Below are 14,603 nucleotides of genomic sequence, written 5' to 3' on the forward strand. Positions count from 1 at the left end.
CTTTATTATTCACATAAATAATATCCATATGACTGATTGATCTATAGAAAGCTGCGTCCTAGATTAAAAACAGGTCTATAATCATTGTACATCGCTTCAGGGCGGGGCGAAATTCCCCACCGGTGGTAAGTTAGACTGAGCAAAAATGCTAAGATTTAATCAGCCCACGAGCCTGTCAATGTTTAAGATTGACTCGCAGATTTGGTGAGAAACCAAAGCCGACGGTATAGTCCGGATGAAAGAAGACGACGTAACGGATATTTAGATTTGATATATCGCTGCGACCCCATTTCTGCATCAGTCCTGAAATGTTCAACCGTATTTTTATTTTACGAGAGCGTTTCAATGTCTAGTTTGATTCAACCCGAAATTTTCTTTTCAGCCCTTCCTCCTGCTGAACAACGTATTCAAAAAGCATTAGAAGATATCCGCCAAGGCAAACCGGTTTTGGTGATGGATGACTTTGACCGTGAAAATGAAGCCGATCTTATTGTTGCTGCAGAGACACTAAACGTTGAAACCATGGCACGTATGATTCGTGATGGTTCAGGTATTGTCTGCTTATGCTTAACCGATGAACTGGCCAATCATTTGGAACTTCCACCGATGGTGGCGGATAACTCAAGCCAGTTTAAAACTGCGTTTACCGTTACCATCGAAGCAGCGATAGGCGTAACCACAGGTGTTTCAGCCAAAGACCGTACCACCACAATTAAAGCTGCAATTAAAGACGGCGCAGTTGCAAGCGACCTGAATCGTCCCGGTCATGTCTTTCCTTTACGCGCCCGTAATGGCGGTGTGTTAACCCGTCGTGGACATACTGAAGGTACGATTGATTTAGCACGTTTGGCCGGCTTAAAACCTGCAGGGGTTTTGTGTGAATTGACCAATCCTGACGGCACCATGGCATCAGGCATTCAAGTTCTATCTTATGCACAAACGCATCATTTAACCGTGATTACCATTGAAGAAATTGCACAGTATCGCTTAGCGCATAATCTTTAAGTTTAAAAAATAAAAGCCCTACTCTAGGGCTTTTTTATTCTTCAAAATACATAGAATGAAATATTTAGAATAATGTCGAATACAAGCCATATCCCGCAATTAAAATAAGAACTGCGCCACAAGCCCCGAGCAATTTATTGTAAAGCCTAGATTTGGATAAACGATTAAAACTTAAATAAACCATCGATAAAGTGGCAAAGTCCAAGACAATCCAACTTAAAGTCAGAATCCCCAAGCTGATATTCAAATGCGGCGTAATTTGCACAAACTGCGGGAAAAATGAAGAAAAGAAAATAATATCTTTAGGATTGGAAATGCCGACCAAAAATCCCTGTTTAAAACCACCATTCATTGACTTGGATTTTAATTGTGAAGGCGATCCCTCTTGTTTGGAAAAAAATACTTCTTTTAAAATCTGAACGCCCAAATAGGCAATATACAAACAGCCTAGAATTTTAATGCTGTTAAACCACTGCTCAGCAATATCCAGAAAACCTTTCAGAACCAAAATGGAAACAGTAATTAAAATGAGTGAGGCAAAGTTGGTGCCAAATATGGTTTGCAAGGCTTTACGATAGCCACCTTTAAGCCCTGCACTGGCGACCAGCATCATGACGGGTCCAGGTGTCGCAATCATGATGACGACAGCCATGCAGTACAACAGGTATTCTGCGATATTCACTTTTCCAGTTCTCTAGCAATTATATTTATTTTTTTAAATTTCAAATATAAATAATGTATTTAATCTTCTTCCACCAGTTGTAATAAATTATGGCTAATGCCATCTGCACGTAAAAAAGCGAAATCGTAACTTGCTGTAGCCAAAGCCAGTACCCGACGTTCAAATTCCTGCCAGAGTGGTTTTACCTGTTTATCTTGAATGCCTAAACCACTGTCTTCAGCTAAATTTTTATTTTTCTCACAGATTTTAAGTGCGTGATAAAGCTTGCGCCCTTTGGAGGCATCATCACGTAAACGAACGCGTTTAGATAAGACAAATCCTTCCACATGACGCAAATCTGCATGCGGCAACATCGGTACTAAAATTTGATCTAGCTGCGCATCCAGACGCTTCCATACCGCAGTGTGCTGTTCAGGCGTGTAGGTATTCCACTGAATCACTTCATGGTTAAAGCGACGGCAGCCACGGCATACCGAATCACCAAATACCGTAGAACAACGCCCTGCACATGGGGTCAAAGATGCAATTCGACGGTCAGTATTCAAAACACACTCCTACACAACTGAGAAATCAATAAAAATCATCTATCAAACGCTTTTGATTCAAGGTCGATATGATAAAGGGCAGCCTATAGCGGCATCTTTCGCTTAATAACCATATTTTAGTTATGGTTTTCTCGCTTATTCATACAATTCACGTTAAAATACGCGCCTTGAATTTTGTCCTATCATAATACATTTGGAGTTATCCATGAACGCTACTGTAGAACAGCTTGCACCTGTAGAACAGCAAGCGACCACAAGTTGGGTTGTTGCAGCACTATATCAATTTAAAGAAGTTCAAGATCCTGCCGATCTTCAACAACGTCTTTTAGACCTAGTCAACAGCATTAACTTGTGTGGAACTCTAATTGTAGCCGGTGAAGGTATTAACGGTACTGTGGCTGGGGACCGGAAAGCGATTGATCAGATTCATGCCTTTCTTCTGAATGAAGGCTTTAACGCTATGGAATACAAAGAATCTCATAGCGATGAAAAACCTTTCCGTAAAATGAAAATCAAGCTCAAAAAAGAGATTGTGACTTTAGGTGTGGAAGTTAAACCACGTGACTTGGTGGGTCACTACCTCGATCCTAAAGAATGGAACGAACTGATTGCACGTGATGATGTAATTCTGGTAGATACACGTAATGACTACGAATATAAAGCCGGTACATTCAAAGGTGCGGTTGATCCTAAAACAGAAACTTTCCGTGAATTTCCAGAATATGTAAAACAAAACCTTGCACAACATAAAGACAAAAAAATTGCAATGTTCTGTACGGGTGGGATTCGTTGTGAAAAATCAACTTCATTATTGCTTCAAGAAGGCTTTAATGAGGTGTATCACCTGAAAGGCGGTATTTTAAAATACCTCGAAGAAACCCCGGTTGAAGAAAGTATGTGGGAAGGCGAATGTTTCGTATTTGATGGCCGTACTGCAGTGACCCATGGTGTTGAAGAAGGTCAGAACATTAAATGTCATGCATGTGGATGGCCTTTACTTCCAGAAGAAGTAGAACTGTCAAGTTATGAACATGGGGTATCCTGCAAATATTGCATCGAAAAAACCACAGAACAACAAAAAGCCGGTTTCCGTATGCGTCAGTCTCAAATTGCAGCGGCTAAACGCAAACGTCTATAATTTCTAATTTGTAAAGTTATATATAAAAGCTCTCATTAGAGGGCTTTTTATTTACCTAAAATAAACAATAGATAAGAAAAGATCACCAAGTTTCACCATTAATGCTTATTAAGTCACTCAATATTTGATAATCTGACACTCAAGGTAAAATAAATAGCTAACTTATTCATTTATAACGTGAAAAGGAATTAAATTATGCCAAGATCGCTTAGCCGTTCAGCCAATTATACAAGACGTTTTCACACCATTCGTGAAAAAAACCATCAAAAACTAGAAGAAATAAAAATGGCTCTAGAACAAGAATCACATCTTTTTATTGTGATCCTAGGTGCTGTCATTGGAAGCATTTTATCTATCTTTATTGCGTATCACCTAGAACCTAACCTGCTAGAGTATGCAGTGCTGAGTGTGATTCCTTTTGCACTGTCGTACAGTTTAAGAAAGGTTTACATTCACACATTGGTACATAGCCAGGAATAAACAAATTTGATTACTTGGCTATACTTTACCCTGCAATAAATAAACTTTAGGATAGCTCAGATATCATTATTATTTTTATAAGCTTATGAATCTGACTGAATGGATTATTTCCATTATGGAACAATTGGGCTATTGGGGTATTGCCCTGCTCATGTTCCTCGATAATATTTTCCCTCCCATACCCTCTGAAATCATTATGCCGTCCGCTGGCTATTCTGCATCACAAGGTCAGTTACTTCTTGTTGGCGTGATTATCGCGGGTTGTATAGGCTCACTGCTTGCTGCCGCGATACTGTATTGGATTGGCTATAAGTTTAATCATGACAGTATTTTTCGTTTTGTAGATCGCTACGGCAAATATCTTTTTATCAAATCGCTAGATGTCAAAAAATCACTCGACTGGTTTGAGCAATATGGTCATCGGATTGTTTTCTTCGGTCGCATGATTCCAGCAGTTCGTTCACTGATTAGCATTCCTGCTGGCATGAGTCACATGCCCTTCTGGAAATTTATGTTTTTCAGTAGTCTTGGTACGATTATCTGGACCACTTTCCTTGCCTGTGTCGGTTTTTATTTTGGTGAAAACCAAGCTTTAATGCAGACTATTTTTAGCCAAGTCAGCCATTTTATTATTATCATCGTAATCACCATTATGATCTGGATTCTATACCGTAGACATAAACGTAAAAATCGTCCATCCTGATGACGGGTCCTCACCAGGAGACTAAGACGATGTCGCATTATCTTAAATATTTTGCAGCCGTTTATAGTACTGCCCTGATCCTGCTGGTCAGTATATTGATTTATGGACTACGGCTCGGTGCTATTACTTTGTTGCCCGGTCTGATTGCTTCTGCCTTTCTAAGTGCCAGACATTTTGTCAAAAGAGAACAGCGCTTACCCGACAAAAAAGAAAAAAAGACACTGGTTTGGGGATCAACAGTCATCGCTATGGGCATGGGCTTTATCGTGATATTTGTGCTGATTTTTATGCATCCGCATACCGAGGAAGTATTGATGACCATGGGCTATGCTGGGAGAGCCGGTAATTCATTTCTGGTGGCAGGTGCTATTGCTTTACATGGGCTGATCTTTCATATCGCTTATAATGGCTATGCCCGATATACTTTAAATAAATTTTCATGATGAATTTTCTAGTCTCAGTATAAAAATGAAAAATCTGCACATAAAAAAAGCACCTCAAAAGGTGCTTTTTAAAACTTTTTTAATTAGTTTGATAAGTGCATGAGCCGCTATTGTAGCGGCGCAAGAGCCAAAATCACGCTGGTGTGTGATACATCAAATAAATTTCATTTAAGTTTTCTGGAATCTCTTCAGCAATTTCGTCCATAAGCTGACCGTTGCGACGGAACGATTCCATTTGTGGATCTTCGTCATCCACGCCACTGAACACCATCATCGGTAAAGTTAAATCTACCAATTGTTCTTCGTGTTCAGGTGTGAACCAGGCATCTTCGTTTAAGAACATTGCATCGACAAAACCAACGCTCCAGTCGCCTAAACTTGATTCAACATCAGCTTCTTCAATTTCAAAAGGAAACTCGATTCCTTCTTCATTGGCCAAGTTTTGACGAATTGCTTCTAACCATGCTTTTACCTGTGCAATCATTTCAGCAGGAACTTTCTTTTGATTGTTATCGAAAAGTTCATCGAGCCATTTATCAAAAGTTGGTCCAACAGCCGTTGCACATAAAAAACCATGAGTTGCCGCAAAATCTAGACCATGTTCATTTTGGTCGCCATCTAGATATTCGCTTAATAGGTCTAAATCTAAAGCACTCATTTAAAATCCAAGTTCAGTAAAATAACTGCGCATAGCATAGCATTTTAGCCGGCTATGCTAAATCACAATTTAGTCTTCTTCATCGTCAAAGTCATCGTCATCATCCAGATCATAATCAAAATCTTTCAGTTCACGCTCCAAACGACGTTGTGCGAGCAGGTCATCAATGAGACGACGTTTCTCCAAAGACTCTTTAGCACTAATTTTGCTTGAGGCTTCATCAAAGCTAACATCATCTTCACTGAAGCTATCATCTAGTTCAAAATCTGTAGAAGACACTAAAACTACCTCATGGTGAAAAAAAGTGAATGGGTCTAGGCGCTATTTATCTTTGTTCCGAATTATTGTCAAGTTTTTTTTAATTTTTTATATAACAAACTCAATTTACTCTTGTTTTTTAACCCTGAAATTGTGTATTTATTAGCATGTAGAATTTTAATCATGACGCATACAAAAACCCTTTCTATTTTGAATGCATTCCATTAAACGGACTTGAAAAATAAAATTCAAACCCAATATTGAAAACAATTGTTAAATCAAAGTCGTCTTTCTAAATGACCCTTGACCGATCAATTCAAAACTATTTTGAGCGAATTGTGCTATCATGCACGGTTTTTCACTGCCACAGATTCAATGAAGAGTAAGCAAAGATGAGCGATATGACTTCCCCTACTTCGCAAGTAGCGGCTCTGATTAGCCGAGGCAAAGAGCAAGGTTACTTAACTTACGCTGAAGTTAACGATCATCTCCCAGACTCGATTACGGAAAGCGAACAGATTGAAGACATTATTCAAATGCTTCAAGACGTCGGCATTCCAGTGCATGAACGTGCGCCTGAATCTGATGACACCATGTTCGACGGTAACAATGCAGAAGCAACCGATGAAGTCGCTGAAGAAGAAGCGGCAGCTGTTCTTGCTTCAGTTGAAAGCGAACCTGGTCGTACCACGGATCCAGTACGTATGTACATGCGTGAAATGGGAACGGTTGAACTTTTAACCCGCGAAGGCGAAATTAGCATTGCTAAACGCATTGAAGAAGGTATTCGTGACGTTCTTCACTCTATTGCGTACTGGCCAAATGCGGTTGAAGTTGTATTAAAAGAATATAACGATGTTGCCGAAGGTGAACGTCGTCTTGCTGATATTTTATCTGGTTATTTAGATCCAGAATCTGATGAAGAAATTCCAGAAGTTTTAGAAGAAGTTGCAATTGTTGAAGAAGATGAAACTGCGACTAAAACAACTAAAGATGTAAAACTGGATGATGACGATGAAGAAGAAGCTGAAAGTGATGATGATTCTGAAGCTGAGTCAGGTCCAGATCCAGAAATTGCCCGCATTCGTTTCACCGAATTGGAAGATGCGTGGAAACTAACCAAAATTGCCATTGAAAAGCATGGTCGCGATAGCAAACAGGCTGAAGAAGCCCAGCAAGCGCTTGCAACCGTGTTTATGATGTTTAAATTTACCCCGCGTTTATTTGACATCATTTCAGAAATGATCCGTGGTACGCATGAACAAATTCGTACTGCTGAACGTGAAGTGATGCGTTATGCAGTTCGTCGCGGCCGTATGGACCGTAACCATTTTCGTACTTCTTTCCCGGGTCAGGAATCAAATCCAGCCTGGTTAGATGAACAAATTGCCAAAGCACCTGCTGAGCAAAAAACGTATTTAGAAAAAGTTCGTCCGGATGTCCTTGCATTCCAGCAAAAAATTGCAGACATCGAGAAAGACTTGGGTCTTGATGTTAAAGGCATTAAAGACATCTCTAAACGCATGTCGATTGGTGAAGCCAAAGCACGCCGCGCGAAAAAAGAAATGGTTGAAGCAAACTTGCGTCTGGTGATTTCGATTGCGAAGAAATATACCAACCGTGGCTTGCAATTCCTTGACTTGATTCAAGAAGGTAACATCGGTTTGATGAAAGCCGTAGACAAGTTTGAATACCGTCGTGGTTATAAATTCTCGACCTATGCAACTTGGTGGATTCGTCAGGCGATTACCCGCTCTATTGCCGACCAGGCACGAACCATTCGTATTCCAGTACACATGATTGAGACGATCAACAAGATCAACCGTGTATCGCGTCAGCTTCTTCAAGAAATGGGCCGTGAACCGACGCCTGAAGAATTGGGCGAACGTCTGGAAATGGACGAAGTTAAAGTGCGTAAAGTACTCAAAATTGCCAAAGAGCCGATTTCTATGGAAACGCCAATTGGTGATGATGAAGATTCGCATCTTGGTGACTTCATTGAAGATGGCAACATCACCTCTCCAATTGATGCTGCGACTTCAGAAGGCTTAAAAGAAGCGACTCGTGAAGTGCTTGAGAACTTGACTGAACGTGAAGCGAAAGTCCTGAAAATGCGTTTTGGTATTGATATGCCAACTGACCATACTTTGGAAGAAGTCGGTAAACAGTTTGATGTGACACGTGAGCGTATTCGTCAGATTGAAGCCAAAGCATTACGTAAATTACGTCATCCTTCTCGCTCTGAACACTTGCGTTCATTCCTTGAAAATGACTAATTCTTGATGATACGGATTGGGACTTGAAAAATAATCGAGTATCTCCATTTAGTATTCATAAGACATATAACGCCTGCATTCATGCAGGCGTTTGATATAAGGGGACGACTATGACCATGTTAGACCGTACGCCATCTCGCGAACTTCAAGAAGATCTATGGGTTTTTCCTATGGATTATCCAATCAAACTGATTGGTGTCGCTGGTGATGAATTACATGGGGCTGTTGTAGAGATTTTGGTCAAACATTTTCCAGATTTTGATATTACCAGTATTAAGGTACAGCCTTCGCGTACCGGAAAATATCACTCTTTAACTGCACAACTGCTTTTCTTGGAGCTAGAACAAGTGCATGCGCTTTATGCCGATTTAGCCGCATGTCCATTGATTAAGACAGCACTTTAAGAAAATTAGAAAACACGCTTCGAGGCGTGTTTTTTTATATCTATAGAAAATCATTGCGTCCCATTTAACAAAAAGGGCAAATCATCTGGGGATCATCCCCTATCCCATCCTGATTTCATTATAATCATTCACAATATTTAAACTTTTTTAAGGACGCACTTGACGTGACTGATGCTGTTCTAAAACCTAACCTGATTATTCGTCAATTTAACCAACTCACGCCTTATCTCGATCGTTTTCAGGACATGAAAAACCTGACTGAAAACCGTGAGGAAAATACCCCAGATGAACTGTGGATTTTGCAGCATCATGATGTTTTAACTCAAGGTCAAGCCGGAAAATCCGAACATATTTTGATGTCCAGTAACATCCCCGTGGTGCAAACCGATCGCGGTGGACAAGTCACCTGGCATGGTCCAGGTCAACTGGTGGCCTACTTCATGTTTGACCTGAACCGTTTAGGCTGGAATGTGCGTACTTTAGTGTCTTATGCCGAAAACCTCATGATTGGACTGCTGAAAAAATATGGCATTGAAGCCTATGCCAAACCGGATGCACCTGGTGTATATGTCGCAGAACGTAAAATTGGCTCTTTAGGCTTTAAAATTCGTAAAGGACGCAGCTATCACGGCCTGGCTCTAAATATTGATTGCGACCTGTTTGGCTTTCATACCATTAATCCTTGCGGTTATGCAGGACTGGAAATGGTGCGTGTTATGGATTTGGTTCCTGACTATCCAAAATTCGAGAACTTGTGCGTCGACATCATTGAAACTTTAGACCACAGCGGTTACTTTAATCAAGTTCAAGTTATTCAACAATAACTTTGCTTTTGACATAAAAATAAATTAGAGTATTTACTCTAAACTAATAAAATATTTTTTAGATAAGGGATGCGCGAGTGATTTCAACCAAATCCGTAAAGCCCGCTTTACAACTAACCTATGTCAAACTCATGATGGATGTGATTGGCAGAGGTCTGGTAATGGCGAGTCAAGTCGATGACGAAGTAAAACAGGAAGTTTCTAACTTTCCTGTCGGTTTTGTTCTGTCGATGAAAGTATTTCCTCATGGCCCGGCTTTTATTGCGAAAGTCACGGAAGACCATCAATTAAAATTACTAAAATCTGTAGACATCAAGCCTGATCTAACCATCACTTTTAAGCACTTAACCCATGCTTTTTTAGTCTTTTCTTTCCAGGAAAGTACTGCACAAGCTTTTGCTCACGATCGCATGATTGCCGATGGTGACATTTCTTTCGCGATTCGTCTGGTCCGCTGCTTAAATAAAATGGAATCGCTGATTCTACCTAAACTTCTGGCCGAGCTTGCTGTAAAACAATATCCAACTGAATTGAGCCTAAAACAAAAACTCACCGGAGCTGCAAATATTTATTTGAAACTAGCTCAATCATATTTTAAACGGAGTGCATAACATGGCTAAGCCTTATTACGAATTTTTCTGTCCAGTAAAAGTCATCGCCGGTCATGCCGCGTTAGAACACATTCCATTTGAACTTGCGACCTTAGGTGCAAAACGCCCACTGATCATTACCGATAAAGGCGTCCGCGGAAATCATTTACTCGCTCCGATCGAAGCTGCATTTGAATCTACCGATGCTGTGATTGGTTATATTTTTGATGATGTTCCGCCAGATTCAAGCGTACAAACTGTTCGAAATGCAGCAAAAGCTTATCGTGACAATAATTGTGATGCGATTATTGCGGTAGGTGGCGGTTCAGTGATTGACACTTCAAAAGCGACTAATATCCTGGTAACTGAAGGTGGTGATGACTTACTGAAATATTCAGGTGCGCATAATCTTCCAAAACCGTTAAAGCCTTTTTTCGTGATTCCAACGACTTCAGGCACAGGCTCTGAAGTGACGATGGTTGCCGTGGTTTCTGACCTTGAAAAAAATGTCAAAATGCCATTTGCATCTTATTACCTGATGCCGCATGCTGCGATTCTTGACCCGCGTATGACGCAAACACTGCCGCCACACTTAACCGCCATGACGGCAATGGACGCATTGACTCATGCAGTTGAAGCCTATACCTGTATGGCAGCAAATCCAATTAGTGATGCCTATGCCACTGCTGCGATCAAAAAAGTCAGCAACAGTTTGTTCAATGTACTGGATAACCCCACTGATGAGTTTGGCCGTCTGGAACTGGCTCAGGCTTCTACCATGGCAGGTATCGCCTTCTCTAACTCAATGGTGGGCTTGGTGCATTCATTAGGCCATGCCTTGGGTGCGGTTGCGCATCTGCCGCATGGTTTATGCATGAACTTATTCTTGCCTTATGTACTCGAATACAATAAAGAAGTGAATGGCGACAAAATTGCAGAATTATTGCTTCCTTTAGCGGGTGCCGATATTTACGCGCAAACACCTGCTCACTTACGTGCAGATAAAGCCATTGCAACCATTCTGACCATGCGTGATCGCTTAAATACCCTGACCAAATTACCGCGCACATTACGTGAAACAGGTAAAGTATCTGAAGCACAGCTAGATGAAGTGGCAGAAAAAGCGTTAAATGATGGTTCTATTATTTATAACCCTAAAGAAGCCAGCTTAAGCGATTTAAAGGCGATTCTAAAAAAAGCTTGGTAAATATTGAAAAGTAAGCGAATATAGCTAAAAATTAGCCTGATGTTTTTTTAAGCATCGGGCTTTTGCTTTGTGGAAAGTTAAAGCTAAATTTTTATATCGAATGGCACATTTTCTGCATTAAAAATTCATAAAGATACTGGCAAAAGGTACCAAACTAGAGTAGATTGGCGCACTTTTGTTTTATTCGTATAGGGGGGATCGTTCGTCTCAAACGGTCCTTAAAACATGACTGATCCTTGATCAACGATTAAGAGGATAACGCCGTTGACAAATATCTCTGGGACTCCATCGGCAGCTAAACTGCAAAAAACGCTGGGACTCTGGCACATCATTATTATCGGTTTAGCTTATATACAGCCCATGACGTTATTTGACACTTTCGGCCTAGTATCGGAAGAAAGTCATTTTCACGTACCGACATCCTACATATTTGCACTCGTTGCAATTTTATTAACATCCCTGAGTTATGGCCATATGATTCGTCGCTACCCTTCTTCGGGTTCGGCTTATACCTATGCTCAAAAATCGATTCACCCCAATGTCGGCTTTATGGTGGGCTGGTCATCCTGGTTAGATTATCTATTATCACCAATGGTCAACATCATTCTTGCCGTGATTTACCTTGAAGCACTCTTCCCGGATGTAAACCACTGGGTTTGGGTGGTTGTACTTACGGCATTCATGACTGGTGTTAACTTACGTGGTGCGCGCTTTGTTGCGAACTTCAACAGTATGATTGTGTTGGTACAGCTGGTTGTAATTGCTGTATTTACCTATTTGGTTTACACCAAGCTGCAAGCGGGCTTTAATGCAGATGGTCCAATCTCGGCAGAACAGCGCTATCAGCTTTGGAGCCTGGAACCGTTTTGGAACGAGCTGACTTCAGTCGGTGCACTGATTACCGGTGCAACTTTACTGTGCTTCTCATTCACCGGTTTTGACTCATTAAGTTCGCTTGCTGAAGAAACCAAAGATACTGAAAAGACATTGCCTAAAGCAATTTTCTTGACTGCTTTGATTGCCGGTGTGATTTTTATTATCAGCACCTACTTCATGCAAATTTACTTCCCGAACGATCCGAAAACATATTTTGAGGATATTGCAGCGACTCAGCCAGATATTTTAATGCTTGTCGGTGGCTCACTATTCCAATCTTATGTTCTTGGTTTTGCGATTGTGACAGTTTTGGCATCAGGTATTTCAGCACATGCTGGCGTATCACGCTTGATGTTTGCCATGGGTCGTGATGGCGTGATCAACAAGAAGATTTTCGGTCATATTAGTCCAAAAAACTACACACCTTCATACAATATTTTAATTGTCGGTGCTGTGGCTTTAACTGCTGGCTTTATGAATCTTGATACAGTGATTTCACTGATCAGTTTCGGTGCTTTAACTGCATTTACCTTTGTAAACCTGTCAGTCATTTCACGTTATGCCTTGCGTGATGGACGCACCAAAGACTTTAAAGATATTTTAAACTTTGTAATTGTGCCTTTACTCGGTTTCGTTAGTGTGTTTGCACTCTGGTTAGAAATTGAGGAAACATCATTGAAATATGGCTTATGGTGGGCAATGTTCGGTATTTTATACTTGGGTTATAAAACCAAAGGTTTTAAACACCCTGCTCCACAACATAACGAGTTTGATGATTCTCATTAATAGGTTCATACACTCAATAAAAAAGACGCTTCATGCGTCTTTTTTATTGTGGTCTACTTTCTAATTTTGTTCATTTTGAAGCGCAAATGGAATTTCTAGAGCATCACAGCCAAGCATATTGCTTTCTTCAGGCAGAAATTGAACGGTTTCATTGTGACTGAGCACAGCTTTAGTGGAGTATTTAAAGTTAAATGGGTATTCCTCTGCTATATACACATCATTTTTATTTAAAGTTACCGTCTTAACATCACAACGAACATTAGGCTTGAATGAATCTGGTGACAATTCATCAATGCTCACTAAATCTTCACAAGAGGAGCGAATGATTGTTTTGGGCTGATCCGACTGATTTTTCCAACGGACTTGCGCAATAATTTGCTGATCAAGCTCATCTTTTGATTCAATCTTAATCCATTGGTCTTCTTGAATGAGTTCGGAATTGATAGGATGGATAAAGCTTAAAGTCCGCTTTACCCCCTGGCAATGATCACTGACAGGTTTAGATAGCCATATTTCATAACGCTCATTTAATTTTTGACCATCTACAACGTTTATAGGTTTACCTTCACCTCCATTCCCGGTTCCACCCTTAGTCACTCCGGTGGTCAACTCTTCGCCACAGCCGGAAAGCAGTACCATACAAGTGAAATAAAATAAGAATCTGTTTTTATGTGTCATTTTGATAAATCCCTAAACAAAATGTATGTTCGGCTTGTGCTTTATTCTCATCCAAGGCGCAACGCTTGAGCGCATGTTCCATCATCTGTTTTGAATATTTTTCCCATAATTCAATAGAATATTGCGTCAGAATTTGCACAGATTCTGCAGTTAATTCATCTGCCCGAACCGCTTCTTCCAGGTGGGTGACTTGATCCGTTTGAAATAAATTATGCAGGCCAGCTTGAAGATGACTGTGTAAATTCTGACTGAGTAACTTGCGAGATTCTTGATGTGAATGATCTGGAATAAAGCTTCCTTTCTTTAACTTAATCTCGCCTGAATCCTCCTCAACGATTCCTAAACGAACCAATTCATTGAGTACGGATCGTGGATGTCTCTCAGATGAAATTCTTTTCACCAAGAGCTCGAAACTCGGCTGTTCGGGATCACTAAAAGGCAGGCGTTGCGGATAATCTTCTGCAATCCATAATCCAACCACCCGAGCCGGCACACTGATCGGCTCTGCTACGCTTGCTTCAGTTAAAGGCTTTCCTGCAGCAGAAATCTCCTTATAAGCACTGACATCCTTACGATGTAAACCTGCCAATAAACTAATGGCGGATACTGTGGTCTTCTGGTCTAAGCGTTGCAGTTCTTTAATGGCCTGTTGGTAAAATAATGGTTTTAGGGCAGCAGAAAACTCCATATAGCCCACTCCTGAGCGGATGAGCCATTCGGTTAAATCATTCATTAACAACAAAACCTGTTGTAAATTGAATTCTGCATCACTGGTGGGCAAATTGCTCATGTTTCCAATAATTCCCCAACGCCTAAAAGTGAAATTTTCGCATTAATTTACATGCTTCTCTATTTACATTCAATTGTTTCCTCCTTCTCAAGAAGAATAAGCTTTCAAATCTGTTACCTGCGACTGTTAAATTAAAATCAGTATTCTTCTAAATCGCCTAGGGCGTGTCCTCATTTTGCTTTGCACCAAATAAACAAACAAGCCAAGAACAACATGGACTTATAATTACGAGCCAACTTTTCAAAACGAGTGGCAATACC

Annotated in this window: 17 protein-coding genes and 1 riboswitch; of the genes, 11 read left to right on the top strand and 6 right to left on the bottom strand. The window is 40.5% G+C overall.

What is annotated here, in order from left to right:
• Window positions 1-89: 89 nt before the first annotated feature.
• A riboswitch (FMN riboswitch) is annotated at window positions 90-251 on the top strand.
• Between the two features lie 94 nt (window positions 252-345).
• Window positions 346-1,005, top strand: a complete 660-nt coding sequence (gene ribB / locus ACU0NF_RS04185) for a 3,4-dihydroxy-2-butanone-4-phosphate synthase (protein WP_131383055.1) — start codon at window positions 346-348, stop codon at window positions 1,003-1,005.
• Window positions 1,006-1,069: 64 nt separating this feature from the next.
• On the opposite strand, the gene ACU0NF_RS04190 is transcribed toward ribB, so the two are convergent.
• Both ACU0NF_RS04190 and ACU0NF_RS04195 read right to left on the bottom strand, forming a co-directional pair.
• Window positions 1,070-1,687: a LysE family translocator gene (locus ACU0NF_RS04190; protein WP_370983648.1), complete on the bottom strand. Its 618-nt coding sequence runs from the start codon at window positions 1,685-1,687 to the stop codon at window positions 1,070-1,072.
• A gap of 59 nt (window positions 1,688-1,746) precedes the next feature.
• Entirely contained in the window at window positions 1,747-2,232 is a 486-nt protein-coding gene (locus ACU0NF_RS04195; RefSeq protein WP_445660228.1) for a DUF1289 domain-containing protein, read from the bottom strand.
• Between the two features lie 205 nt (window positions 2,233-2,437).
• Between ACU0NF_RS04195 and trhO the strand changes: the two genes are divergently transcribed.
• From trhO to ACU0NF_RS04215, 4 genes are all read left to right on the top strand, one after another.
• Window positions 2,438-3,370, top strand: coding sequence for an oxygen-dependent tRNA uridine(34) hydroxylase TrhO (gene trhO, locus ACU0NF_RS04200; RefSeq protein WP_445660229.1), 933 nt, complete (start codon window positions 2,438-2,440; stop codon window positions 3,368-3,370).
• Window positions 3,371-3,565: 195 nt separating this feature from the next.
• Entirely contained in the window at window positions 3,566-3,850 is a 285-nt protein-coding gene (locus tag ACU0NF_RS04205) for an FUSC family protein (RefSeq protein ID WP_370983645.1), read from the top strand.
• Window positions 3,851-3,935: 85 nt separating this feature from the next.
• Window positions 3,936-4,553, top strand: coding sequence for a DedA family protein (locus tag ACU0NF_RS04210; protein ID WP_445660230.1), 618 nt, complete (start codon window positions 3,936-3,938; stop codon window positions 4,551-4,553).
• 29 nt (window positions 4,554-4,582) lie between these two features.
• Window positions 4,583-4,996, top strand: a complete 414-nt coding sequence (locus tag ACU0NF_RS04215) for an ABZJ_00895 family protein (protein WP_370983643.1) — start codon at window positions 4,583-4,585, stop codon at window positions 4,994-4,996.
• Window positions 4,997-5,129: 133 nt separating this feature from the next.
• Here the strand turns inward: ACU0NF_RS04215 and ACU0NF_RS04220 are convergent, their stop codons facing one another.
• Both ACU0NF_RS04220 and ACU0NF_RS04225 read right to left on the bottom strand, forming a co-directional pair.
• A complete protein-coding gene (locus ACU0NF_RS04220) occupies window positions 5,130-5,654 on the bottom strand; it encodes a YecA/YgfB family protein (RefSeq protein WP_131383061.1) in 525 nt (174 codons plus the stop codon).
• 69 nt (window positions 5,655-5,723) lie between these two features.
• The gene (locus ACU0NF_RS04225) at window positions 5,724-5,933 is read right to left on the bottom strand and encodes a PA3496 family putative envelope integrity protein (protein ID WP_067863182.1); all 210 of its coding nucleotides are present in this window, start codon (window positions 5,931-5,933) and stop codon (window positions 5,724-5,726) included.
• Between the two features lie 371 nt (window positions 5,934-6,304).
• Between ACU0NF_RS04225 and rpoD the strand changes: the two genes are divergently transcribed.
• From rpoD to ACU0NF_RS04255, 6 genes are all read left to right on the top strand, one after another.
• Window positions 6,305-8,188, top strand: coding sequence for an RNA polymerase sigma factor RpoD (gene rpoD / locus ACU0NF_RS04230; RefSeq protein ID WP_370983642.1), 1,884 nt, complete (start codon window positions 6,305-6,307; stop codon window positions 8,186-8,188).
• A gap of 116 nt (window positions 8,189-8,304) precedes the next feature.
• A complete protein-coding gene (locus tag ACU0NF_RS04235) occupies window positions 8,305-8,592 on the top strand; it encodes a YbeD family protein (RefSeq protein WP_370983670.1) in 288 nt (95 codons plus the stop codon).
• 164 nt (window positions 8,593-8,756) lie between these two features.
• Window positions 8,757-9,416 carry a lipoyl(octanoyl) transferase LipB gene (lipB, locus tag ACU0NF_RS04240; protein ID WP_370983641.1) on the top strand — a complete coding sequence of 220 codons (660 nt, stop codon included), beginning with the start codon at window positions 8,757-8,759 and terminating at the stop codon, window positions 9,414-9,416.
• A gap of 77 nt (window positions 9,417-9,493) precedes the next feature.
• Window positions 9,494-10,027: a hypothetical protein gene (locus ACU0NF_RS04245; protein ID WP_284066288.1), complete on the top strand. Its 534-nt coding sequence runs from the start codon at window positions 9,494-9,496 to the stop codon at window positions 10,025-10,027.
• 1 nt (window position 10,028) lies between these two features.
• Window positions 10,029-11,213, top strand: a complete 1,185-nt coding sequence (locus ACU0NF_RS04250) for an iron-containing alcohol dehydrogenase (RefSeq protein WP_284066287.1) — start codon at window positions 10,029-10,031, stop codon at window positions 11,211-11,213.
• Window positions 11,214-11,477: 264 nt separating this feature from the next.
• On the top strand, window positions 11,478-12,875 hold the full coding sequence (locus ACU0NF_RS04255) for an APC family permease (RefSeq protein WP_445660231.1): 1,398 nt from the start codon (window positions 11,478-11,480) through the stop codon (window positions 12,873-12,875).
• A gap of 60 nt (window positions 12,876-12,935) precedes the next feature.
• Here ACU0NF_RS04255 and ACU0NF_RS04260 read toward each other — a convergent pair whose 3' ends face one another.
• Window positions 12,936-13,553, bottom strand: a complete 618-nt coding sequence (locus tag ACU0NF_RS04260) for a hypothetical protein (protein WP_370983637.1) — start codon at window positions 13,551-13,553, stop codon at window positions 12,936-12,938.
• On the bottom strand, window positions 13,543-14,343 hold the full coding sequence (locus ACU0NF_RS04265; protein WP_445660232.1) for a DUF6502 family protein: 801 nt from the start codon (window positions 14,341-14,343) through the stop codon (window positions 13,543-13,545). Before ACU0NF_RS04265 ends, ACU0NF_RS04260 begins: the two co-directional genes overlap by 11 nt.
• Window positions 14,344-14,603: the final 260 nt, after the last annotated feature.

The organism is Acinetobacter sp. F16, from assembly GCF_052712855.1.

Excerpts from the sequence above, each read along its gene's own strand:
- ribB (WP_131383055.1), top strand. The coding sequence starts at position 346 with ATGTCTAGTTTGATTCAACCCGAAATTTTCTTTTCAGCCCTTCCTCCT.
- trhO (WP_445660229.1), top strand. The coding sequence starts at position 2,438 with ATGAACGCTACTGTAGAACAGCTTGCACCTGTAGAACAGCAAGCGACC.
- ACU0NF_RS04205 (WP_370983645.1), top strand. The coding sequence starts at position 3,566 with ATGCCAAGATCGCTTAGCCGTTCAGCCAATTATACAAGACGTTTTCAC.
- ACU0NF_RS04210 (WP_445660230.1), top strand. The coding sequence starts at position 3,936 with ATGAATCTGACTGAATGGATTATTTCCATTATGGAACAATTGGGCTAT.
- ACU0NF_RS04215 (WP_370983643.1), top strand. The coding sequence starts at position 4,583 with ATGTCGCATTATCTTAAATATTTTGCAGCCGTTTATAGTACTGCCCTG.
- ACU0NF_RS04220 (WP_131383061.1), bottom strand. The coding sequence starts at position 5,654 with ATGAGTGCTTTAGATTTAGACCTATTAAGCGAATATCTAGATGGCGAC.
- rpoD (WP_370983642.1), top strand. The coding sequence starts at position 6,305 with ATGAGCGATATGACTTCCCCTACTTCGCAAGTAGCGGCTCTGATTAGC.
- ACU0NF_RS04235 (WP_370983670.1), top strand. The coding sequence starts at position 8,305 with ATGTTAGACCGTACGCCATCTCGCGAACTTCAAGAAGATCTATGGGTT.
- ACU0NF_RS04250 (WP_284066287.1), top strand. The coding sequence starts at position 10,029 with ATGGCTAAGCCTTATTACGAATTTTTCTGTCCAGTAAAAGTCATCGCC.
- ACU0NF_RS04260 (WP_370983637.1), bottom strand. The coding sequence starts at position 13,553 with ATGACACATAAAAACAGATTCTTATTTTATTTCACTTGTATGGTACTG.
- ACU0NF_RS04265 (WP_445660232.1), bottom strand. The coding sequence starts at position 14,343 with ATGAGCAATTTGCCCACCAGTGATGCAGAATTCAATTTACAACAGGTT.